Consider the following 24,025-nt stretch of genomic DNA (forward strand, 5'->3'; position numbering starts at 1 on the left):
TTTGATTGACTATATAATCTAAAAAAGGCTTTCAAAATTTGAGGGACTTTAAAATTTCACTTAATTAAATTAGCCGATTCATTAATCCTAAACTTGGATTATTTTTTTTAAATAGGTGTTTGGCTCTACATTTTCTTGATAAAAATTTAAGGCTTCTTATATCTTCGGCTTCAGTAGCTTTATAATCGATATTAAAATTTAAAGCTGATAAAATACCTGATAGAAAGAAAGAATTTTTGTCAAGGCTAACTATGTAATTATCAATAGTATCCCTCCATTTTTGAGGTCTTTCTGCTATTAACAATAACATAAGTTCATGTTTTATTAAACTATTAGTTTCTATTTTTGCCCTATTTATTAGTAGAGGTCCCATTTTTGATGAAAATAAATCATCTTTGAAAAATCTGACAACATTTGTTGGAACAGCTAATAATACATCTAACCTTTTTGAATTAGGATCTTGAATGTTAAAATCTTCTTCATTTAAGAGAAACCGAGCACCTTCGAATGCAACATCTCCCTTATCTGCAAGTAAAGGAGATAATACAATTAAAAGCTTATTTATCTCATTCCAAGATTGCATTATCTTATCTAATAATTCTGTTTTTGTATTTGATGTTACATAATCACTATTCCTCAGAGCTCGAGAAGCAGCAGATATTTGTCTCATTAAAACCAAAAAAGAATAATCTCGCATGACAGAGTTAATTACCTGATTATAGGGTCTAATTTGGTTGTAATTTCTATCATCATATTTATCTTTGACTTCATCAGGTAATCCAGACGAAATTATATCTTCACTAAATTTAGCTTCCTCTTTTTCCATTGCTTTGACATCTGGATTCCAAGATATAGACTTAAATGGATTAATATCAGGTATTTTCACCTTATTTCTAATGGTAAATAAAGTTTCTTCAATATCTCTATTTAATGTTTCCAAAGCGTCAGCCTTATTCCTATCTATACCTGTATAGAACTCTATAATTTCAGGAAAATCGATATATTTTTTATCAGTATATATTTTTTCTAAGAAATCTTTACTCATATTCATTCTATGAGCAAGAAAGTAAAATACCCAATATGAGTTTTTGAAATAGTATGAATTATAGTTTTTTCCAATAATTGAATTATTAACTAAAATATTAAGTAAATAAGTCAAATCTAATTCTATAAAATTCTCATTGCAAAAATTTCTTAATGTGGACTTGAAAAAGTCTTCTGAAAATTCAAAATCATTCCTCAATGTTAATACTTCACATAAATAACCCAAAACAAAACTACAATCTTTTACATCTGGCTTTTTATTGTGATAAGTTGGAATTTCATATTCTTCAAAAATAGTATTTAAAATTATGTCTAATAACCTTGTTCGATTAACAGGACTATAATTTGATCCTATTTTTGATGAGGCTCTTAAGATTGAAATACAATTTTTAGGAGTTCTGTGTAAATTTAGAGCTTCTAAATCTTTTGTAACCTTGTTTAATATAATATCATCATCTTCTTCCAATAATTTTTGTCGAGAATAATTGACTACTATTTTCCTTACATCATTTTGCTGTAAAGGTAATAGATATAATGGTTGAAATGGCCTCTTTATTTCGACTTTATCATCTTCATCTGATTTCAAGAAAAAATTATTTTCTATCGTGTTGAAAATGATAATAGGTATATCTAGGAATTCATCACATACATTTTTAATCATTTGCATAATTCCATTTTCTTCGATACAGATAGAATCTAACAAGATACAATCGATTTTTTTTAAATTACCTAAATAATCATTTTTAATTAATTGATTAATATCTTTTACAATTTTATGTTTCTTTGTAGTTTTAGCATCAATATATAGAAAAATTTTACCAACTTTCCAAGCTTCTAATTTCATATAATGTGCCAAAGAAGTTAGACCAAATTCAGAGGGTGCTTTAATAATAATGTTATTAGGGGATTCTATTATTGATTTTATCTCTATTCTATAATCTCCATTATTGGAGGGATTATTAGGTATTTCTTTTTTTGAACTAATAATAGGATCGATCCAAATAGGACTCTTTTCATTGTAAGATTTTAAAGACTCTTCTAAATCAGATTCTAATTTTTTTAAGATACCATCAACCTGACTTACTTTTTGTTCAGCATTTTCAATAGAGGACTTTTGTTTAATAAATAATTCTAGTTGATTTTTTAATAATTCTTTAAAAGTAGTAATGCTATCAAAATCTGTATAGATACCTAAACCTCTAACTTTGTTTTTAAACTCTTTTACCTTATCATATTGTTCTTTATCAAATTTATCAGGGTCAACCATTTCTTTTCCGAAAAAGAATAGTATTTGAGGAACTTGGCTATTGCCTTCTTTTCTTAATAAGGCATCATTAAACTCATGTTCTGTTCCACTTCCTGCCTTTTTTGTAGGTTGACCATATCTATTTTTCATTATGCCAATAAATATATCATAATTAGAGTCTTTAATATGTTCATCTATTATTTCCTGTCCATTTTTTCCCATATCGGGCAGGACATCATATTCCCACATAAATGATTCAAAATTAATATTTAAGTGTTTAGCCAATCCTTTATTAAGTTCTTCAATAACTTTTTCACATATTTTTCTTTCTTCTTCACAGTCTCCTGGGGAAGAAATAAAGCATTTGTATATTTCTCGTGTAGTCATATTATTTTTCTATATTTCTAAATTTATCTTTCTTACTCTTTTTGATACTTTCATGAAGATATTTTTTCTCTGTTTACTGTTTTTCTATAGAATTTACTCTATTTAGGAGTGTCTTAATTATCTCTCCATAAACAAATATTCCTTTAATTCATCTACAATTTCTCCCAAATGGTTTTTAAATACCTTATTAATCTTCTCGTAGCCTCCTGCATTTTGGAAGGCACCCGTATCAAAGTCAGCCTTTTCAATATATTGTTCTTTCTCTAGGAAGGTCTTGATACGGTCGAGCCATTTGGTTTCCATAGCATTGAAGCTGTGTGTCTGTTTGAGTTTTTCAAAAGCATTGTCCAAGCGAATTTTATAATCCACTAAGGCATTGCCTAGGGCTAAGGTACGTATCATACCAATGAGGTCGGCGGTGATCTCTACATTCTTGGCATTGTTCCATGCCTTATTCAGCTCTTTCAGGGTATAGCCCTCTTGCGCCATTTCTAGGTAAAGACGCTTGAGGTCACTACGAGTAAGCTCCGAAGGGCGCGTACAGAGCAGGTTCAGGGCGGTGAGCTTATTGCGATTCTCCGCTATATAGGCTGAGAATTGTTCTATATAGTCCCCTGGGCGTTTTTCAGTCTTACCATAGCCTACATAGTGTTCGCAAACCTCATCGGGCTTGTCACTGATATATTTGTACTTTACCGTCTTAGCTTGAGAATGGAACAGGCATGCAATTGCTTTTATGTTTTCTCTGACAAAAGACTTTACTTCTTCGGAGGGTGTGTTTTTAAGAGAGGTTAAAAAATCCTTGGGAGACACGCCTTGACTTAGGCTACAGAAATAGTCGAAATCCTGTTGGCTAATATTCTTTGCGCGTCGTTGCAATCGGCCTAAGAGCTGTTGGGTATATTTGGCAATTAGCTCAGGGTCTTCGGTATGTTCAAAGCCATTGATGATATCTTCTAAGGTAGTGCTGGGGTTGACCACAATAGGCGACATTTCAGAGACTTCTGTAAAGAAATCAAAGACACCCACGGGGTCATATACATCAAAATATTCCTTGTTTATCTTAGGACAAAGGCGGGTAGCGCGTCCGATCATCTGGTGGAAAAGGATACGAGATCTTACAAAACGCAAGAATACTAAAGCGGTAATTTCAGGAACATCTACCCCTGTGGTAAGTAGGTCTACGGTTACCACTATGTTGGGATAAGTGTCGTTTTTAAACTTATGAACTGCCTCTTCTACCCGCTTTTTATCTCCTATGCTACCTGTTATCTTTTGGATAGCATCGTTATCTACCCCTTGCTCAGCATAGATTTCTTTGAGAATCTTCACCACAAGGTCGGCATGGGCATCATCTACCGCAAAAATAAGGGTCTTTCCTTCGCCAGTAGGGTCTAAGAATTGAGAAATTTCCTCCAATACAGCACGGTTAAACCCTTCTACGATGATATTTCGGTTGAATTGTTCTACCTCAAAGTTCAGTTCGTCAGGTATTTCTGACAAATCTATCACCTCGTTTTTCTCAGCGTCATATACCTGTACGGTTTCTCCTTTAGCAAAGTGAATCCCTTCTATACGCTGTTGGGTAAAAATATGGTGAGGAAGGTTATAATCTACTAAAAATCCGTCCAATACAGCTTCGCGATAAGAATACTCAAAGACAGGTTTGCCAAAGAGCTGGGTAGTGTGTAGGGCAGGGGTAGCAGTAACCGCTATTTTCACCGCATCGAAATAGTCTATAACCATGGTATATTTGCTGGTGAAGTCGTCTTGATCGCGAAAAGCAAATTCATCTTCACTCATCTCTTTATCAAGGATATAACCACGGTGTGCCTCATCAACGATTACCAAGTCGTAATCCGATACAGTTGGCATTTGCTCTCCTTCATTATAGAGAATACGCCTTACCATAGCCTGTACCGTACTGAGTTGTATTTTGGTTTCTTTCTCTATTGTTTTCTCACTTAGTGAGTTAATAGGATAGATATTATAGAGTGTCTGTAGGTCTTCCAGTTTTACATCCTTGAACACATCAAGCGCCTGCTTTCCTAAGACATTGCGATCCACTAAGAACAAGATACGCTTAAAGCGCTTGGCAGCCAAAAAGCGATAGATCATCGCCAGCAGGGTGCGTGTCTTTCCTGTCCCTGTGGCCATAGAGAGGAGCACCGAGCGACGCGCTTCAGCTAAGGCTTTTTCGGTAGCTTCTACGGCGCGGATTTGGTAGGGACGTAGGTTGAGTCCGTTGGGGTCTCTCAGTAGGTCGTAAGGGGTTTGCGCAAGGCTTTGAGTGGCTCGCTCTATATCCTGTGCCAAATCTTCCAAGAGGCCTTGAGGACTTTTCCAGTGTTGTAGTGCCTTGGGGATATTTTCCTCACGTCGCACATCCAAAAACCAAATGCCAGATTTGGTTTCTATCTGTTTGAGGTATCGCCGTCCATTAGTGGAAAAAAGAAAAGGCACCTGATAGTCACCCCATGTTCCAATGAGATAGCAGGCATGTTCTTTTTTGATATGAGTGGCGTAGTCCTTGCATTGGTTGGAGAGGATACTTGAAATATCTTTGTGTTTTGCCTTGGCCTCTACAATACCTACCAACTGCAACCCCGCAAAAAGGGCGTAGTCGGCAAAGCCTTTGTCAGTAGGCCATTCGGCAATAGCAAGGTTTTTCCCCTTCTGTGGGCGGGTACCTTTGCTATAACGTAAGAGTTCTGTGTCGGCCTGCCAGCCTGCTTCACACAGCTGTGCATCAATGAGTTTTCGTGTTTCGGCCTCTGAAAGCTGGAGATCCTTTGCGTATTGTAGGGTGCGGCGTGCGCGCTCTTTTTGAGCATTTATAAACTCTTTGGTCTGGGCAGCTTCCCAATAACTCTGTTGCTTTTGTAGCTCAATGAGCTGCTCGGTAAGGGCTTTGATCTGCTGCTCTTGGGCTTCCTTCTCGGCTTGTAGGTCGGCGACATTGGGTATATCCTCTTCTTTGGGCATGACAAAGGTATGTCCTCCGGTTCCCTCCCCATAACTCAAGGCATACCACTGAGCCAGATGGTAGGCCATTTGCAAGTTTGTTTTAGCAGAGGAAACCGAGTCAAAGCCAGCATGAACGGCTTCATTCCCTCGCTGTCGTAATTGGTTAAGAATACTACCTAACTGGTGTTCTATAATTCCTTCCCGCTTAAGGACACTGATTCTATTGGCCTGATTGTTATCATAAGGCAGGGCAATATGTTCTATTTGAAAGACCTCATTGACCATAACTTCAGCAAATTGGCGTAGCTTCATCAAGCAGCCATTTGGGTCGGTATATAGGTAAGTCTCTGCCAAATAAGCAATACGATAGAGTAGGAGGGGTTCAATATCTTTTAGAAATTCAAAATTACTTCTCATAATGCAGCCTTATAGGAAGTTACAAAAGTAAGGCATTTCTTTTAAGATTTTAATATTATTAACAAACTGTTAACTAATAATCAATAACTGATGATTACTTTTCATTTTTCACCCCCCTAACAAGTATCACGCTATAGAGGACACATAACACTATGGCCAAAGCAAAAGCGGCTAAGGGCAGGGTAAAGTTGGTAGGGGAGATGGGGAAGAGCTGGGAGAGCTTGGCCATATAGAGGTTACGCAGCACGTAGCAGAGCACTAAGGCGGCGATAATAGCCCCCAGTGTAAAGAGACAGACAACCCACTGATAGTAACGGGCTATCTGCCTAGGTGTGTAGCCAATGGAAAGCAGCGAGCGGATTTGCTCCCTATTGCGCTGCAAGACCAGATGCAAGCTAAGGATAACCACTGCTACGGATAGTAACAATATCAGTAAGGCAATCCCTACTACCGTCCAAAGGGCAGAGGAGAAGAAAAAGCGCATTTTGCTCAGTTCCAACTCGTCCTTGCTTATGGTGTAGTTATGAGCCTTGAAGTAGGTCAATATCTCCTGCTGTGAGGGGTCATGGAACTCCACTAAAAGGCGAGAGACACGTGAGGCGGGTGTCCCATAAGTCTGGTTAGCCCAAGCGAGGAAGTCTTCTGGGACGAGAATAGAGTTGATTTTAGCAGAGAAGCCCACAATACGGCTGGAGAATATTGCTTCCTTGCCATTGCCAGAGAGGCGAAGGCCGAAGGTGAGTTTGTCAATAAGTCCCTTGGAGAGCACAGGCAGTCCTTGGCTTTCGGCAAAGCCAAAGTTATAAAGGGATAGATAGTTCTCAGGAATGATGATAGGGACAAAGGATCGAGAGGGAGTCCACTGCCATTGGTCGCTCTGAACATCAATATACTTGTCGGGAATACTCTCAAAGAAAAGGTCGGTAGCAAATAACGGCAATTCGCCCTCTCCCTCATGTGTATAGGCCATGATCTTAAAGGTAGCCACTGAAAAGGGCGCCATACTCTTGACAAAGGACTCTTTTTGCAAGGCCTCTTGTTCTTGGGGAGTGAAGTAGATGCTTTCCTTCTCAAGTGAGCTTACTGCTGAAATGGGCTTGCTCACTACTGCATAGTTACTTGAAAATATATCTGTTTGCTCCTCTAACAAGGGTTTTACGTCCTTATAGAGTTGCCAAATGCCCCCTAATAGTGTTAGAGCTACCATCAAGGCGAAGCTATAGCCGAGGAGTTGGGCTTTGGGGAGCGTTTTTCGTTGGAGCTTATAGAGCATACATCAGAATTTTAGAGCTGTAGGACTTGGTCATAATTTAGCAGCGCGTTGGTCTCTAGGGCAGTCATCAGTAGGGTAGCCCCTCTTTGGGAGAGTTCTTCGTTTAGGATCTCACAGAGCACATGGGTGTTGGCCTCATCTAGATGGCTAAAAGGCTCGTCCAGAAGGAGCACCTCGAAGGGTTGGGCTAAGGCACGCAGGAAGGCGACACGTTGGCGTTGTCCTAAGGAGAGGGTAGCCACAGGGGTATCCTGCTTATGGGCAAGCCCTACCCGTGCAAGTAGTTCGCTGATTTGCTGGGAGGAGAAATAGCCTGTCAGTCGGTTCTTGAGCAGTATATTCTCCTTGGCTGTCAAAGAAGGAAAGAGGCGTAGATCTTGGAAGAGGTAGCTCAGCCTATCGCGGCGATAGGCAAAGAGGTCTTTGGGTCGGGCGATCCCATCATAGGTAATAGAACCCTCATAGCTATCGCGCTCCCCATAGAGGAAACTTAGCAGGGAGGTCTTTCCCCTACCTGACTGGGCACGGATAAGATAGCACCGAGCAGGGGCAAAGACGACCAGCTCCCTCAGATAAATATCCGAGGGAGTTAGCTCTGTCTGTTCCATATAACTTGGTCTTAGCTGATGTAAGCAGATTTCCATTGTTTTTATTTTTCGCCTTTTTCGGTTGTTCCGTCTTCTTCTATGATCTCCTCTTCTGCATAGGCTTCTCCTTCTTCGTAGTTTTCATGATCCTCGTAGGCTTCGTCCTCTTTTGCATTATTTCCTTTGGCGGCCTTGCTTGCATTGACCTGCTTGGCAAACTTAAGGAAGCTATAGAGACTATTACGCTCTACATTTTTCATGTGATAGATAAGGGAGGCGGTGTTTTCCTTGGCATTGGCTTTGACTTCTAAGTCCTTGGAGTGGTCTATAAGCCACTGGAAGGAAGCTTCGTCACGGACACTCTTGTCGGACTTCATTGCCATCCTGATTATACTAGGATAGTCGTCCAAGTTCAGATTGAAAAAGCCATAGAAGGTATTCTTGCCTGCCTGAGAAGCCAAGGAGCTACTATAGGCGTTATCTTTGTGTTTTCCAGCGATAAAAGCATCTACCTCGTCGGAGGAGTTGCTTATGAAAAAGGCTTTGTCATTATAAGCGAAATGGATACTTACAAAGAAGAAAGTCAGGCTATAACGATCCCCTTCCTTGGTAAAGGCACCTTCTTCAGCAACCATTTTGTCCAAGATCTTTTTATCATTGACATCAAAGCTAGCTCCTACCACAGGTATAGGAATACTCATACCCGTCTCAAAGTCCTCCAAGGCCACTACGAAACTCCCTCCGAAAAGGTTCAAGAGGTTGTCCAGCTGGAGGTCTTTCTTGGCGAGCCATTGCTTGATATCGGCTTCTTTGACCAATTCGGGTTCAGCTTCTTTGAGGAACTCGTAGTAGTGCTTGACATTGATCGCTCCTGTGAAGGCCATAGGCATTTTCTCAGGGAAGTGTTTGAGGAGTTTTTTGTTAAAGGAAGCATCTCCTATACGATGTTTGTCTAAGAGCTTTTGGTACTTTTCGTTATATAGGGTACGAGCCGAGAGGATGATCTGCTCTTTCTCGAATTCCAAGGTAGCATAGAGATAGCTTCCCTGTTGTAGGTTGAACAACGAAGGAGAAAGCGCTGAGGCGGAGGGTACTCGCTTATCCAAAGTCTCATAGGCGTCTGTTATGTTGACCCATACACTGATGTCCTTCTGATCCGAAAGGAAATCGGCAAAGCCATCAAGGGAGGTAATCTGTTTTTTAGCCTCTAAGGAGCGGAGTTGCTTGGCTTTCAAGGGGATTTGTAGTTCTGAAGCGGGTTCTTCATCTGTGTCGCCTACTCCCAGAAAAAGCGCTTTGTCGCTGTCCCAGCTCAGTGTATATTTGCCTTCGGCCATGTTCAGTAGCTTATAACCACTTTCCTCGGTAGGGGTATTTTTCTTGTCGGACAAGGCGAAAAGTTGGTTAAGGGTCTTCTCAAACTTTTCCTTATCGGAGAGAGAGCAGGCCATCCCGATATAGTTTTCCATACCATTGCCCCCTTGTTGTCCATACTGGAAGAGATAGATAGGCTCGCGAAAACGTACCCCTGAATTTCTTGGGTTATGGAGCAGCTCACGCAGGAAATCGCGTTGCTTATCCGTTAGGGAAAGGCTATCAATCCACTGTTTGAACTCCGCAGCCTCTTCAGAGGAGCCGATATCCGCTTTTTGGTAAAGCGACTTAAAGTCGATAGAGACAACCCAAGCAGCATCGCTGGGAATCAGTGCCAAAGAGGCAGGCTTCTTAGAACAAGAAGCGACGAGAATGAGGACTAAGCCTAGTAAGAATCGTTTCATAAGGTTTTGAGTTTTTAAGTTCATATTGACTTCTAAGCTAATGCAAGATGAGGCTCAACGACTTTATCCAAAGGAGGTCTCTCTATAGGATAATGTTCATCTTCATAGCTTTCCACAAGGTCTGTAAGGAGCATTAATTCTATATATTCTGGATTATCTTCAGGGGTATTATCATCAACCATTTCTAAAAGTTGGTCTATACGCTTCATAATAGCGTTGTATTGTGTTTCATTTTTTATCATAATCTTATATTTTATCTATATTTTCTATATCATCATATTCCTTATGAGTACCTACAAATCGAATATACAGAATCTTGGGTGTAAATAGTATAAGAGCCACTATTGAAATGATTACCTTTAATATTGAAAACAAAACGTTTGTTCCCTACAGCATCTACGCTGTTAAAGCTCTTTTTTATATCAGCGAAACAAGTCCATTGAGCATCTATTGTTTTCCTATACCAGTCCTCCAAAGATAACTTCGCATCAGGATAGAGCGTATAAAAATCGACCAATGCTTTCTTGGCAATGACTCTCATAAGCTGTTTTTGACTACAAAGGTATAAAAATATTTTTGATACACAAACAATTTTTTTAAGAAATGAAGTAAAAAACAGTACAGACAACGATTTTTTTACTATCTTTGCCTATTGTTTTTCAAAAACCGATTTTTATATGAAAAAACTTATTTTTCTTTTATGTTTTCCCTTAGTCGCTGGAGCACAGGAGGTGCTCTCTGGGCGTATAACAGATAGCTTGGGCTTAAGTGTTCCTTATGTAAATATAGGGGTTGTGGGCAAAGGGAAAGGTACTGTCAGTAATAGCAAAGGGCAGTACCAAATAGACCTTACAGGAGTTGCCCCAAAAGATAGTATCTACTTTTCTCATCTGAATTATTACCGAAGAGCCTTTGCTGTCAAAGACTTACAGCGAGATCCGAAGGTTGTCCTTGTAGAACATGTCTTTGAATTGCCGTCCTTTACGGTAAGCCAAAAGAAGCCTAAACTACAAACTATCAAGGGTAAAGGCACTTATGTAGGTGAGATGTATTATGCTGGTCAAAACGTACTCAGTGAGGTAGAAATGGGTAACATCATAGAACTGAAAGACACCTATTTGGCCAAGGAATTTGAGCTGCCCGTCTTGGAGAATACCATGCCTAACCTTGTACTGCGCTTGCAAATTCTTAAGATAGAAGACAATGGTACGCTTACACCGCTTGTGGAGAAGCCCATATACCTTAGTATCCCTCAGAATAATCAAAAGCAAAAAATCATTCAAGAGCTACAAGTGGTACTTCCCAAAGGCCGTATCTGGGTAGGGCTTCGTACTGTAGAGGGATCAGGTGATGGACACTTTATCCTCGGAGGGAATCTCAGTGGTGGCTACAAATTCAAGGATAGAACTTTTAAGAAAATGGATATGAACTTGGGAGTGAGATATGGCATTAAAGGAATCAAGATTAGTGACAAGTGACGAATGACAAGTGACAAGTGACTTTTCACTCTCTTGTTAGCTTGTTTTTCTATAATTCCAAACAGCCCAGCTATTTAGAAGCACGGCAAAGCCTACAAGGTACAGAAACTCTGTGCTGAGCTGCAAAAAACTACTGCCCTTGAGGACAATTAAGCGGATAGCATTGACAAAATGGGTTATAGGAATGGCATTGCTTACCTCTCTGCTCCATGTGGGCATGCTATCTACACTTGTTAAGAAACCACTCATCAGAAGGAAAATCATGATAAAGAAGTAGGCTATGAACATGGCTTGTAACTGCGAATCGGCATAGGTGGAGACCAAAAGGCCAAAGCCCAGAATCGCAATGAGATACATAGCGGCAAAAGCATATAGGGTAAGCAAACTGCCTGCGGGGAAGATGCCATATACTACATACATCACTGTAAGCCCCAAAGTAAAGAGGATTAAACCTACTACCAAAAAAGGTATGAGCTTACCGAGTATAAACTGCCACTTCTTGATAGGGGTTACATTGATTTGCTCAATGGTGCCGATCTCCTTTTCTCTTACCACATTGAGCGCAGAGAGAAATCCCCCGATAATAGTCAGTAAGATTGCCAGAATCCCTGGGACGATATAGCGCGTATATTGCAGATGTGGATTGTACCAGTGGGTGGAGGCCACATTGAACTTGGCTACAGCACCTGTGCGTTGGGGCGCTTTTACATTTACGTCCAGCTCAGCGTTGAACTCACGTATTACCGAGAGCAAATAGGCACCTCCTAAGGACGACTTACTGCCGTTGATGGCATCAATAGAGACACCGAGCGCTTGTCGGCCTTCACGTACCAAGTTACGCTCAAAGCCCTCAGGTACTTCCAAGACGACATCAGCCTTACCGTCTTCTATGAGGGCAAGCCCCTCTTTGTAAGAGAAAGGAGCATCTACAAGGCGAAAATATCCAGAGGAGGTGATCTTCTGTATCAGCTGGTGGGAATAAGGACTTTGGTCGTGATCCACATAGACGAGGTTGATGTTCTTTACATCAAAATTGGCCACTAAAGGCAGTATAATCAGCTGCATCATAGGGGCAACAAACATCATTGCCAAGATGGTCTTATCTCGGAATATCTGTTTGAATTCTTTTTGGAGTATGAATGATAAGGTCTTCATCAGTTGTCAGTTGTTAGTGATTAATGGGGTAATTCTAACCACTAATCACTAACCACTCTTCTATTCTAATCGGATTTTAAACTTCTTCATGGCAAGGCTTAAGAACACCACTGCCATAGTGATAAGGATTAAGGTTTCTTTCCAGATATAACTAAAGCCTAATCCCTTGAGCATGACTTTCTTTACAATGCTATAGTAATAGCTTGAGGGGAAGATCCTGGATATACCCTGAAAGACAAGAGGCATGTTCTCTATGGGGAACATAAAGCCTGTAAAGAAAGCCGTAGGCAACATCATTCCCATCATGGCAATAAGCATGGCGGTTTGTTGAGAGGAAGTACTGGTGGAAATCAGTAGCCCCAAGGACAAACAGATGATGATGAACAAGGTACTTTCCCCGTAAAGCAATAGCAGATTACCACGTATGGGTACATCAAGCATATAGACCGAGAGCAGCAGAATCACAGTGAAGTTGATCAGCGAGAGAATAAGGTAAGGGACGGCTTTGGCTACGAGTATTTTCAAAGGATTGAAAGGCGATACCAGAAGGATCTCCATGGTGCCTAACTCCTTTTCGCGTACAACCGCTACGGAGGTCAAGGCGGTGCTGACAATCATAAAAACGAGCGCAATGACCCCAGGTACAAAGTTCATAGAGCCATTTTGCTCTAGGTTGTACAACATGCGGTTTTCTATCGTTATCTGGTAAGGCAGCCGCAAGGTAGGGTTCAGTTCTTGCTGGTAGCTGGACACCATAGCAGAGAGGTAGTTCTCTACCGTTTTGGCGGTATTGGGGTCGCTACCATCGGTAATCAGTTGTAGGGTGGTGCCTTTGGGTGTATAGAGATCACGACCGAAATCAGGGGGGAATATAAGAGCTGCTTTTATAGTTCCACGTCTGAATGCGTCTTCTACCTCTTTGTAACTCAGTAGTGGGTCTTTTACTTTGAAATATGTACTTGCCTGTAAGCGTTGCGTAAGAGCATCGGTATAGGTATTGTGAGCCTGGTCAAGGACAGCAATACCGATATTCTTCACCTCGCTGCTGAGGGCTTGGCCGAAAAGGACAATCTGCGCTATAGGAATCCCAAAGAGGATCAGTAGCGTACGGCGGTCACGGAATACGTGATAGAATTCCTTGCGGATAAAGGCAATGAGTTGTTTCATGGTTATTCATTACGTTTGGCATTGCGGGCAAGGGCATAGAAGACCTCGTCCATGGAATGGGTGTTGAATTGTTTTTTGAGTTGGGTAGGGCTATCCATGGCCTCTACCCTGCCATCTACCATGATGCTGATGCGGTGGCAGTACTCGGCCTCGTCCATATAGTGGGTGGTTACAAATACGGTGATGCCCTGAGCAGAGGCCTCGTATATCATATCCCAGAACTGGCGACGCGTTATGGGATCAACCCCTCCGGTAGGCTCGTCCAAGAAGACAATTTCGGGGCGGTGAAAAATCGCTACCGAGAAGGCCAATTTCTGCTTCCAGCCCAAAGGCAATGACCCTACGAGTTTGTTGGCTTCCTGCTCAAGACCGAGGGTCTCGATGAGTTGTTCTCGTCGGGGCTTGATCTGCTTGCGGCTTAGTCCATATACCCCTCCATAGAAGGTAATGTTTTCTGCAACAGTAAGGTTGTCATAGAGGGAAAACTTCTGGCTCATATAGCCAATGTGCTTTTTGATCTGCTCTTGCTGCCGATACACATCAAAGCCAGCTACATGTGCCTCTCCTGAAGTGGGGTAGGAAAGCCCACAGAAGATGCGTATAGCGGTGGTTTTCCCCGCTCCATTGGCACCGAGAAAGCCGAAGATTTCGCCTTTTTCAACGGTTAGGGAAATGTTGTTCACGGCTTTGAAATCGCCGAATTGCTTGGTAAGGTTATGACAGTGAATTGCGTTCATTTGTTCATTTGTTGGTTTGTCAATTTGCTGATGTTAGGAGAGGGCGAATTGCCATTCGCCCCTACAGCACTCTCCATTAGACGGATAAAACTATCCTCAATGGTGGGGGTAATCGTTTTCCATTCAAGGTGTGGAAAGGTGGTTTTCAGTTGTTGCTCTAATTGGAGCGGATCTGTCGCTTGCTTTAGGGTGATATGTAAGTATTCGCCGAAAGGATAACAACTATCTATTTCGGGGCAAGTACGTAGATGCTGGAGCAATGGGTATATATCAGGGGTGCTTGCCGCATAGAGGGTTTGTCCAAAGTCACTGATAATCTGCTGGGGGGTACTGGTGGAGAGAATTTTGCCGCTTTGTATAAGAGCAATACGGTCGCACAGGCTGGCCTCGTCCATATAAGGGGTGGAAACCAGTATACTGATACCCTGTTCCTTAAGCCTATTAAGCATCTGCCAGAACTCTTTACGAGAGACCACATCTACCCCAGTGGTAGGCTCGTCTAACAAAAGGACTTTAGGCTTGTGAATGAGCGCACAACAGAGGGCTAATTTCTGTTTCATTCCCCCAGAGAGCTTGCCTGCACGGCGAGTGCTAAAGGGCTTTATCTGCTCATAAATATCCTTGATAAGTTCGTAATTCTCGGCAATGGTGGTACCAAAGACAGTAGCGAAGAAAGAGAGGTTTTCTTCCACGCTAAGGTCTTGGTAGAGGGAGAACCGCCCCGGCATATAGCCTACGATCTTGCGGATTTCTTTGTAATCCTTTACAATATCAAGTCCCTCCAGCGTGGCGCTTCCTTCGTCGGGTAGCAGGAGCGTGGTGAGCATACGGAAGACGGTGGTTTTGCCCGCCCCATCAGGGCCAATCAGCCCGAAAAGCTCGCCTTTCTTGACTTCTAAAGAGAGGTGCTGTACGGCCTTAGTATCACCGTAGGACTTGCTGAGGTTTTGGATATTTATACTTATCATTTTTTGATTTGTTGATTTATCAATGAGCTGCAAGCTCTTTTTTTTGATAGGCACGAGCCTCAGGCTCGCGTCAGCGGGGATAGGCACGAGCTACAAGCTCGCGCCAGCAAGGGATTGCCAGTTAAGCTGTTGAAAATCATCTAAAATACATTCTTTTTTTGTATAAGCGTTACGATAACTTATTTTGTTCTCCTCTATTTTGACAGAAGGATACCAATCATCTAAACAAGCAAATCTACTATGTTTAGGATCAATAATTAGGGTTACAACACCTGAGCACTGATGAGGTTTCACGGCTTCTATTGATATAAAGAAACTTTTGGTCGATTTATCTATACTTATTTGCTTGATATTTCTCAAATAACACCAATAGGGCAATTCATTGTTTGACTCAGGAAAATATACAGAGCAAACCTCATCTCCGTGTGGGGGCTCTGTTTCATATTTTAGCAACATACGTCCAGCTGGGAAGCTTACCTCGTAGGTGTCTTCTGTAAGGAAGGTTACTTTACAGTCTTCTATATCAAACATATTTCACTAGTAAGTTATTCATTTTTCGTTTTCTGTATCAAGGCAAAAGCAAAGGTCTTTACCTTCAGGATCCTTTTCTATATAACAATCTTTTCGCAAGGGATAGTCCCAAGTGCCATTAAGGGTTTTTACTTTCTGATAAGGGGGTACGTATACGGTACCTTTGTCCCAAAGGATTTGAGCATATAGTACTCCGTTGTAATAGGCATAATGCCCAAAAGGGTTCATTTCTTTTGAGGGATAACACGTCTGGAAGTTCTTACGACCATCGTAATCGCGTAGCGCTTGCGCTCCCATAAACTTCTGTGTAAAGCATTCGTTATCCTCACCAAGCTCATTTTTGTACAATTCGTAGAATGCAGGGCGATCTTCTTCGAACAAAGCGTAATCGTCGGTACTTATGCGGTAATAGCGTTCGTAGCCTGCTACCCAACTTACAAGTACTTTCATCAAGTGGGTTTCGAGTGCTTCGCAATAGCCTAAGGTAAAGAAATGTTCTCGGTCTACGAGCTCTTTGGTGAGCTTTATGTATTCTATGAGTTTTAATTTCATCTTGTAGGTATAATTCGTTTTTCTTACTGATTTTGTGTGTTACTTAACTCTTATTGGATTATTTGTAATAACGCTCCAACGCTTCTTTTGCTACTTCTACAATTTTATCATTTACATCTTTTGCAAAAGAGAGGATACGACAGGGAACAACTATCATTATGAGTTTTTCTTCGTACCAAAACATATAGCAAATATGCGGCATTTTCATTATGGGGTCGAATACTATATAATCCTTATCCTTCAGGGAATGTACAAACTTCATTAATGACTTATTGGTAGATGAGAACGGGGATAATACGTACATGTCGATAATGTGATCGAAAAAGAGTTCTGTATTGGTATACACATAAAGATTCGTCAGGCAATAATCTGCCTGAGGGTTGCGAATCAATATTTTATTCTGAGATAATACCGACGAGAGTGACCACATCAAAAGTCTATGTGTGGCCACAGCTTCTCCCTTCTCTCCTTTTTCTATGGTAAAGTGTCGCGAAGAATGGCAGAACTTCTGATGCGCTACGATATTTTGGATGGCAAGACTGTCTTTTGCCAAATGGGTATATTTTTCGAACTCATCAGATTCTTGTATATTCCTAATATCCTGTACGGTTTGAGCCATTCCACATACAGAGACAAAGAAGAAGACAATACAGATATAATAACGTTTCATATTACTTGATGTTTTAATTGTAATTGTGGTAGCACAAGAGTTTTGTTAGTCATTAAACCACAAAAAATGTGCTAAGAGTATGAGCTACAAGCTCTATTCTTGAAGGACACGAGCCACAGGCTCGCGCCAGCAGAGAGGTGATATTAGTTTAATGTGAGTTCGATATAACGAAAGCTCCCACAGATTTTCACGGATTTCACAGATTTTCTATGTTTGTGTAATTGTGCTGTTGCGATTTACACAGATTTTTATAAGGCCAAAGGCCTTATTTATCCGTGGAAATTAAGGAGTTATACTTAGTTGTTGTGTTATTCTCTCCGTGAAAATCCGTGGAATCTGTGGGAGAAAAATATAATTTTGCTTACGTCGAACTCACATTAGTTTAGGTATTTTTGGATAAGGGTAGATAAATAGACTTTATCCACAGCAAGCCATTGGCTCTCTTCTTTTTCATTTCGGTAACTCCAATGCTCAAAAAGGAACTTATCAGGCGTTGGAATAAGGGCTTCAATGTGTGAACAATAGTATTCTCCCTCAGTAATAGGCTCATAACCTTTTATCACACATTCGCTAATAATCTCAAGGGTATCCAAACTAAAGGCATACCATATTCCTTGTGTACTGGAGAAAATACCAAAATGGTCGTCTACTTGCCATATATTAAGAATGCCCTCACTGTCAGTATCAGAGAGTTGTTTTTCTTTTAGCACCTCAAAATCGGGATAGGAAACTAACATCAGTCCGTCATCAAAGTTAGTAAGGAGGGAACGATTACCAAGGGTAAACATATATGTGTAGCTATCGGGTAGTTTTTGATAGATTTTCAGTTCATTACCCTCTAAAGCAATACAGTAACTTTCTGACCAATCTGCACCATCCAATAAGGAAATGGTTACTTCATTTTCTTTAGGCAGATGGGTAAGCCATAAACTCCCTGCACCAAAGGGGTCTTCTATTTCCAATGAGGCTATAGTTTTACCACTTTCATCAACAGCCATAAGAGTAAAAGTCTCATTCTCATTGTATAGGGCACACCATAGGTAGGTGTGATTTAGAGATTCTTCGTAATGGAGAACTTCCCCTTTGATAAAGTACTCTTTACCTGTTTTTGTGTTCTTTACCGATAGTCCTTCATCGGTAAGAGTCATAAGTTTATCCCCATTGTTGAGTGTTTCGGGGATAGAAGTAAGGGTTTGATATTGTTCAATGTAAATCATAGTATAAAGGTTTTATTTTTTGTCTTTTCTTCTGGTTATCAAAATAAATACTACGCATATTACCAGTCCTACAAGCGCAGGTTTGGCTACAGACCAACCACTTGCCCCACTACTCTCTACACTCCACAGGAGTTTTAAAAGTGCTGCCAGTACTACAGTATAGAGCAATAGGTGCCATTTTCGCTGCCATGCAGAGGCTATTAGCAGATAGAAAAAGAGCGGTACACTTAACGAGAAAAGTATCTTTTTTGCGTCCCACGCACCTTTGAGGTAGTCCATTTCGTAGGCTAAGAAACTAAGTACTTTAGGGTCGGTTTGCTCTGGAGTCGGGAACCAAAACATACTGGTAAATAGGCAAAAGATACTCAATGTTACGCCTGCATACGACTTTCTCAAAGCGAAATACACCATGGGCACGATAAAGAGCGGACGCACGTACCAGCTCCCTATATTATGATGTCGCGCAAAAGCCCACTGAAAAAAGGTGTCATTAGTGAAAAAGACTGTTATAAAAACTATAGTAAGTAGGGCAAAAAATGCGGCTATTGCTTTGTCGTATTTCTTTAGCATGGGGGTATTCTATTTGTTTTCCTTTGCTATTATCATATCATATATAGCTCCATAGATCAGGGAAAAAATAAATACAATCCCTAACAAAAAGGGTTCTCCTATACTTATTGAGGCATTTTTATCTACCAATGATATTTCACCTCTTTCGTATTTTTCGTGTAAAGAATCTTCAAAGCACATAAATAACATAGAGGAAAAACTAAATAATATACCCCAAAGAATACTCCTATATCCCCATATAAGTCGTTTTTGATAGGTAAAATAACATATTGGTAAGAATAATATCGTTATCACTACCACTATTGTGTTACTTAACCTAAAAATCTTATTGAAATATTGAGGGGCATATCCTATATTTGCTAATAGAATAAAAAACACCAAAAAAAAGATAGCACTTATCTTTCCAAAATGTTTGTCTATGTGTTTCATGTTATTTATATGCTTTTGAAAAACAATAAGATATTATAATAATCAAACTGCTAATAATAAGTGCTGTAGTTGCAACAGCCATTATTATGTCTACAATATCGTCGTATTTCTTTAACATAGGGTTGTATTTCTTAGTAAGCTACAAAAAATGTGCTAAGAGTATGAGCTACAAGCTCTATTCTTGAAGGGCACGAGCCATAGGCTCGCGCCAGCATGGGGCCTTTATAAAATGCAAATATATGAATTTGTTTGCTTATTTCCTCGTATTCGCTGGCTTTTCTTTTTACCTAAATAGGGCTTCCCCATACATGCCTATCTTCAGGTAGCCGTCGTTTTTTACTTTTACTTTGATCGCATAGACCAGATTAGCGCGTTCGGACTTGGTTTGTATGGTCTTGGGGGTAAACTCAGCCTTGTTGGCTATATAGGTAAGGGTACCCTCATAGGTGCGTTGCTTGCCCTCTCCTGCATCGGTATGGACGGTTACGGGTTGACCCAATTTGATTTTGGGAAGTTGGTCGCCAGTGATGTAGGCTTTGAGAGTGAGGGTATCCATATTGGCAATCTTGTACAAAGGCTTGCCGAAAGTCTGCATTTCTCCCTTAAGGGCGTAATTGACCAAAACTGTACCTGCAATAGGGTTGATGATCTCACCTTGGTTGATTTGTACTTGGACAGCATCGGCACTCTTCTGTAAGGGCGCTTCTTGGCTGAGCACATTGCGGTTCTGGCTATTAATGTTGGTAAGGCTCACCTTGAGTTGGTTTTCAGTTACGGCAAGCTGTTTGCGCAATTGGTCGGTCAGTGCGGTGAGGTCGTCCAACTGTTTTTGAGTAGCCGCACCGCCAGCCACAAGCTGTTGCACACGAGAGAGTTCTCGTTGTTGCTGGGCAAGCTGCGCTTTCTGCACCTCATATTGGCTACGTATGAGCGCCACTTGGTCTGAGGGATTTAGCGTTTTTTCTTTTAGGGAGGAGATAGTGGCTTCTACCTGCTCTTTTTGGAGTTTTAGGATTTCCACATTGATTTGTCCTACTTTTTCCCCCTCTTGGAGGGTCTTGCCTTCTTCGACGGAGTAGGATAAGAGGCGGCCATTTTGTTCGGCTGATACGATTACCTCATCGGCAGTAAAATTGCCAGAGGCATCAAAAGTATTCTTGGAAGAGCAAGCACTTAGGACAAGGAGGCTTGCGAGGTATATTTTCTTCATTGAGTTTTGAATTTTGAGTTCTAAGTTTTGAGTTAAGCACGAGCTACATCATTAGTCACTAATCATTGGTCACTAAGTGTTGGTTTTCTTGTGCTTGGAGTAGCTGTATCTCGCGTAAGAGGAGCGTCTGCTTAGCGAGGTTTTCGGCATTGACCTTTTGGAGGTATTCGTGAGTGGTGATGACCCCATTGTCCAATTGTACTTGGGCGGCTTGAGCTACCGAGTGGCGTAGGGCAACGCTCTCTTGGTCTTGCTCCATAAGGCGCTGGAGCTTGCTGATCTGCGTCTGTTGCTGGGTAAGATCCAGTTCGGTGCTCATCAGAAAAGCCTTGCGATCAGCCGAAAGTGATTCACCTTGGAGTTGTAGGAGTTGTTTCCTGTTGGATAAGCTATACAGCGGGCTAAGATTCCATTGCAAGCGTACCCCTGCTATATAATAGAAATCAAACTTGTTCTTGATGATATTGAGCGTGGGACGGCCATAGGCACCTTGGAAAAACAGTCCTATTTTGGGCAAATATTCCGAGGTAAGCTGTCGCCTCTGGATATCCAATACCGATTGTTGGAGGTCAAATCCCTTTAGCTCAGGGCGATGGTTGGCTGTGCCAAGGGTTGTGGGTTTGGGACGATTCAAAACTGTATCGGAAGGCAAGTCCTTGCCAATGAAAGTGCTAAGCATCTGAAGATACATCGCCTTAGTAGCTTCATACTCTGTACGCTGCATCGCAAGGCGCACCAATTCCGCCTTTAGCTCAGCCACATTGCTCGGTAGAGTGGTGCCATTCTTTAGGGCTGTTTCTGCCTTTTCCAATTGGGATTGGACAGTTTCTACATTTATTTGGTTTTGAGACAGTTGTGCATCAATAAGCAATACCCCAAAATAGAGATTACTCACCCGCTGCTTAAGGGCGTAGAGTTGGGTTTCCACGGCTTGGGCTTGTACGGCACTTTGTGCTTTGATCAGTTGCTTTTGAGCGCGAGTAGCCCCGCCATTATAAAGGAGCTGGCTTACCTCACCTACCACTTTGTATTGGTCTTTACTTACCTTTGGTAATGAGATAGGCAAAGGCAAGTGTCCGATAGACTCCGAAAAATCAATAGTTTCGGACTGGTAAGTAGCCTGTCCTGTGATACTGATTTGAGGTAAATAAGCCTTATTAGCATTGGCTAAAGTATAGTCCTCGCTCTTGGCAATTAAGTCCAGCTTCTGTACGGTTGGGTAGTGATCGCGGGCAAGGAGGTAACAATCCTCCAAGGTAAGTGCCTCTTGAGCAAACCCCATGAAAGGAAGTAATAAGAGTAAATAACGCATCTTTTTAATTGTTAATTATCAATTGTTAATTATTAATCAGTGAGTTTAACCAATTGGTTAATATATAGGTAAAAAAATATGGTTGTTTTTAAAGGGCGAAAGGGCTCATATACTCCGCTTATTTTTCGGACTTTGCCTCTACAAACAACATAGCCTTGATCCACTGGGGAATCAATTTCTTTCGCTCAAGCATGAGGGCTTTGTACGCCTCTTTGTTGGTTCTGCTTAGGGCGGTAAAGATAGGCTGAGCGATGAAGGGAAATATCACTAAACTGATCACGTTAAGCACAGTGTGTATAAGGTTGGGTTCAGTGATTCGCCCTTGTGCTACAGCTTCGGCGTATTGGCGGGCTAAGACTGAGTTTTGTAGTGTTTCACGGATAGGGGTGTTTTCTATAAAAGGTTCAGGATTGGTACGTACCTCATTGAACATAAAAGTTGGCAACTCAGGTTCTTCCAAGAGCAGGTCTATATACTTGGCCACGACCTGTTCTATCTTCTGTTCAAGGGAGGTCGCCTCCTCATTGAGAATGGTAGATATCCCTTGAAAGAAATAAGTCATCGTCTCTGTCATCACTATGCCAAAGAGCTTTTCCTTGCTACGGAAATAATAATTAACCATAGCATGGTTGATGCCCGCTTCCTCGGCTATGTCGCGGGTACGGGTACCAGCATAGCCTTTCTGATGAAAGACCTTGCGGGCAGCAACTTTGATACGTTCTTCACTATTCATCGTTCACTATTCACTTATTTGGGGGCAAAGGTACATTAAATATTTGGATTAACCAAATGGTTAATACGTTTTTTATTAGCTAATTATTTAATTGAGGTATCAAAGTATTTTCGTATATTTGCATTCTGAAAATTAATGTATTATGGAATTATTTAAAGGACAAAGCCTCTTAGCGTTTACGGAACGCTTTAAAACAGACTTAGTAATAATGGGAAGAATTTTCCTACATTACATAAGATAATACATCAAGTAACGTTTCCCAAAGTCAATTAGTATGCAGCTAAATAGACACCTCAATAAATTAAAAACAAGATAGAACAATGAACAATCTACTCACCTATATTTTTATTATATTTATTATTTTCAATAGTTGTACCCCAAATATAATTAATCAAGGAAAAATAGAATGGATTAGTAAATATGACTTATACGAAAACATTTACGGAAAAGGGATTGAATCTAAAAGAGGATTAAATGTTACAAAATTTCTAATTTTGAATGAATCTATCATTTTTATTGCAGCAGAAAAAGATAGCTACTTCTTTGACACTAAAGAAGATAATGCCATTTTATTCATCTCTAAAGATTTAGGAAATGAATACAAAGAAATCATATTTCCTGAAAAATCTATTGTTTCTATCCATTCATATGGCAAAAAGTCTTTAATAGAAACTAATATAGGAGGTTATGGAAACAATGCTAAAAATTGTATTTACTTATTAGATAATACCTCATTAAAATATAAAAAAATTAGAGAATTTTCTCCTAATAGTATTTCTCAGATAAAATTTAATGGAAATTTTATTTCATATAATGAAAATGGAGATGTTATATTAATAGATATTTTAAATAATGTAAATTATAAAATTCCCAATATAGTTACTAAAGGTAATTACATATTAGAAGATAAAGACGCAAATATAATTTTTTTAGATAAGAATAAAATAATTAGATATAATGTTATAGGAGAAAAATTTACAACAATACGAAATTTGACAAAAACATACTCTACCATAACTGATGTTTTTGGAGAGATTAATTTAGGGGTAATTGATTTAGTGACAGGAACTGTGCATATTTACGACCTAACTGAGAGGGAATTATTTAAATTTTCTCCTAAAGATGAAAAATATAAATATCGTTATAAAAATTTTGTATGCGACTATAAAAGAAAAGAGTATTATCCTACGATTCGCTTTTCATATGATTATGGAAAAACTTGGAAAGAATACAATACGAGCGATTTTACAATAGAATCAAGTATATATGGTTTTTATAAGGATAAATACATAATTTTTGAAGCTGCCTTTATAGAAAAAGGGGCGTATATTATGATTGGAGAAATAATGAAATAAAACTATTGAGGTGTCAAAATAATTTCATATACTTGCACTCTGAAAATTAATGTATTATGGAATTATTTAAGGGACAAAGCCTCTTAGAGTTTACGGAACGCTTTAAAACAGACTTAGTAATGATGGGAAGAATTTTCCTACATTACATAAGATAATACATCAAGTAACGTTTCCCAAAGTCAATTAGTAGGTTGCTAAATAGACACCTCAATTATTTTATTAAAGTTCAAACTGAATAATAG

At 40.2% G+C, this 24,025-nt stretch carries 21 protein-coding genes and 1 pseudogene; 2 read left to right on the forward strand and 20 right to left on the reverse strand.

Features of this window, described 5'->3' with window-relative positions; translation table 11 throughout:
- Window positions 1-64: 64 nt before the first annotated feature.
- From HMPREF1154_RS00095 to HMPREF1154_RS00125, 7 genes and pseudogenes are all read right to left on the reverse strand, one after another.
- Window positions 65-2,677 (reverse strand): DUF4062 domain-containing protein, encoded by a 2,613-nt coding sequence (locus HMPREF1154_RS00095; protein ID WP_009640484.1) that lies wholly within the window; start codon window positions 2,675-2,677, stop codon window positions 65-67.
- 117 nt (window positions 2,678-2,794) lie between these two features.
- Entirely contained in the window at window positions 2,795-6,061 is a 3,267-nt protein-coding gene (hsdR, locus tag HMPREF1154_RS00100; RefSeq protein ID WP_009640487.1) for a type I restriction-modification system endonuclease, read from the reverse strand.
- 94 nt (window positions 6,062-6,155) lie between these two features.
- On the reverse strand, window positions 6,156-7,334 hold the full coding sequence (locus tag HMPREF1154_RS00105; protein WP_009640496.1) for an FtsX-like permease family protein: 1,179 nt from the start codon (window positions 7,332-7,334) through the stop codon (window positions 6,156-6,158).
- An 11-nt stretch (window positions 7,335-7,345) separates the two neighbouring features.
- Window positions 7,346-7,978: an ABC transporter ATP-binding protein gene (locus tag HMPREF1154_RS00110; protein WP_232211941.1), complete on the reverse strand. Its 633-nt coding sequence runs from the start codon at window positions 7,976-7,978 to the stop codon at window positions 7,346-7,348.
- Between the two features lie 5 nt (window positions 7,979-7,983).
- Window positions 7,984-9,699: a DUF4836 family protein gene (locus tag HMPREF1154_RS00115; RefSeq protein ID WP_009640492.1), complete on the reverse strand. Its 1,716-nt coding sequence runs from the start codon at window positions 9,697-9,699 to the stop codon at window positions 7,984-7,986.
- Window positions 9,700-9,731: 32 nt separating this feature from the next.
- Window positions 9,732-9,941, reverse strand: coding sequence for an XRE family transcriptional regulator (locus HMPREF1154_RS00120; protein WP_009640488.1), 210 nt, complete (start codon window positions 9,939-9,941; stop codon window positions 9,732-9,734).
- A gap of 4 nt (window positions 9,942-9,945) precedes the next feature.
- Window positions 9,946-10,240: pseudogene (locus tag HMPREF1154_RS00125) on the reverse strand (type II toxin-antitoxin system HigB family toxin).
- A 136-nt stretch (window positions 10,241-10,376) separates the two neighbouring features.
- On the opposite strand from HMPREF1154_RS00125, the gene HMPREF1154_RS00130 reads away from it, so the two are divergent.
- Window positions 10,377-11,177 (forward strand): hypothetical protein, encoded by an 801-nt coding sequence (locus HMPREF1154_RS00130; RefSeq protein WP_009640475.1) that lies wholly within the window; start codon window positions 10,377-10,379, stop codon window positions 11,175-11,177.
- Window positions 11,178-11,213: 36 nt separating this feature from the next.
- On the opposite strand, the gene HMPREF1154_RS00135 is transcribed toward HMPREF1154_RS00130, so the two are convergent.
- From HMPREF1154_RS00135 to HMPREF1154_RS00195, 13 genes are all read right to left on the reverse strand, one after another.
- Window positions 11,214-12,332, reverse strand: a complete 1,119-nt coding sequence (locus HMPREF1154_RS00135) for an ABC transporter permease (RefSeq protein WP_009640477.1) — start codon at window positions 12,330-12,332, stop codon at window positions 11,214-11,216.
- 60 nt (window positions 12,333-12,392) lie between these two features.
- Window positions 12,393-13,499, reverse strand: a complete 1,107-nt coding sequence (locus tag HMPREF1154_RS00140) for an ABC transporter permease (RefSeq protein ID WP_009640501.1) — start codon at window positions 13,497-13,499, stop codon at window positions 12,393-12,395.
- Between the two features lie 2 nt (window positions 13,500-13,501).
- Window positions 13,502-14,236 carry an ABC transporter ATP-binding protein gene (locus HMPREF1154_RS00145; protein ID WP_009640476.1) on the reverse strand — a complete coding sequence of 245 codons (735 nt, stop codon included), beginning with the start codon at window positions 14,234-14,236 and terminating at the stop codon, window positions 13,502-13,504.
- Complete coding sequence (locus tag HMPREF1154_RS00150) at window positions 14,233-15,204, reverse strand: ABC transporter ATP-binding protein (RefSeq protein WP_034566536.1); 972 nt, start codon at window positions 15,202-15,204, stop codon at window positions 14,233-14,235. Before HMPREF1154_RS00150 ends, HMPREF1154_RS00145 begins: the two co-directional genes overlap by 4 nt.
- A 90-nt stretch (window positions 15,205-15,294) precedes the next feature.
- Window positions 15,295-15,735, reverse strand: a complete 441-nt coding sequence (locus HMPREF1154_RS00155) for a hypothetical protein (RefSeq protein WP_009640483.1) — start codon at window positions 15,733-15,735, stop codon at window positions 15,295-15,297.
- Between the two features lie 18 nt (window positions 15,736-15,753).
- On the reverse strand, window positions 15,754-16,287 hold the full coding sequence (locus HMPREF1154_RS00160; protein WP_009640486.1) for a hypothetical protein: 534 nt from the start codon (window positions 16,285-16,287) through the stop codon (window positions 15,754-15,756).
- A gap of 58 nt (window positions 16,288-16,345) precedes the next feature.
- Entirely contained in the window at window positions 16,346-16,957 is a 612-nt protein-coding gene (locus HMPREF1154_RS00165) for a hypothetical protein (RefSeq protein WP_009640506.1), read from the reverse strand.
- Window positions 16,958-17,334: 377 nt separating this feature from the next.
- A complete protein-coding gene (locus HMPREF1154_RS00170) occupies window positions 17,335-18,174 on the reverse strand; it encodes a hypothetical protein (protein ID WP_009640485.1) in 840 nt (279 codons plus the stop codon).
- A gap of 12 nt (window positions 18,175-18,186) precedes the next feature.
- Window positions 18,187-18,744, reverse strand: coding sequence for a hypothetical protein (locus HMPREF1154_RS00175; RefSeq protein ID WP_009640507.1), 558 nt, complete (start codon window positions 18,742-18,744; stop codon window positions 18,187-18,189).
- A gap of 9 nt (window positions 18,745-18,753) precedes the next feature.
- Window positions 18,754-19,173 carry a hypothetical protein gene (locus HMPREF1154_RS00180; protein WP_034566538.1) on the reverse strand — a complete coding sequence of 140 codons (420 nt, stop codon included), beginning with the start codon at window positions 19,171-19,173 and terminating at the stop codon, window positions 18,754-18,756.
- A gap of 283 nt (window positions 19,174-19,456) precedes the next feature.
- The gene (locus tag HMPREF1154_RS00185; protein WP_009640493.1) at window positions 19,457-20,383 is read right to left on the reverse strand and encodes an HlyD family secretion protein; all 927 of its coding nucleotides are present in this window, start codon (window positions 20,381-20,383) and stop codon (window positions 19,457-19,459) included.
- Window positions 20,384-20,441: 58 nt separating this feature from the next.
- Window positions 20,442-21,695, reverse strand: a complete 1,254-nt coding sequence (locus tag HMPREF1154_RS00190; protein WP_009640474.1) for a TolC family protein — start codon at window positions 21,693-21,695, stop codon at window positions 20,442-20,444.
- Between the two features lie 118 nt (window positions 21,696-21,813).
- Window positions 21,814-22,428, reverse strand: a complete 615-nt coding sequence (locus tag HMPREF1154_RS00195; RefSeq protein ID WP_009640504.1) for a TetR/AcrR family transcriptional regulator — start codon at window positions 22,426-22,428, stop codon at window positions 21,814-21,816.
- 320 nt (window positions 22,429-22,748) lie between these two features.
- On the opposite strand from HMPREF1154_RS00195, the gene HMPREF1154_RS00200 reads away from it, so the two are divergent.
- The gene (locus tag HMPREF1154_RS00200; RefSeq protein WP_009640498.1) at window positions 22,749-23,783 is read left to right on the forward strand and encodes a hypothetical protein; all 1,035 of its coding nucleotides are present in this window, start codon (window positions 22,749-22,751) and stop codon (window positions 23,781-23,783) included.
- Window positions 23,784-24,025: the final 242 nt, after the last annotated feature.

This window comes from Capnocytophaga sp. CM59 (assembly GCF_000293175.1).
GTDB lineage: Bacteria > Bacteroidota > Bacteroidia > Flavobacteriales > Flavobacteriaceae > Capnocytophaga > Capnocytophaga granulosa.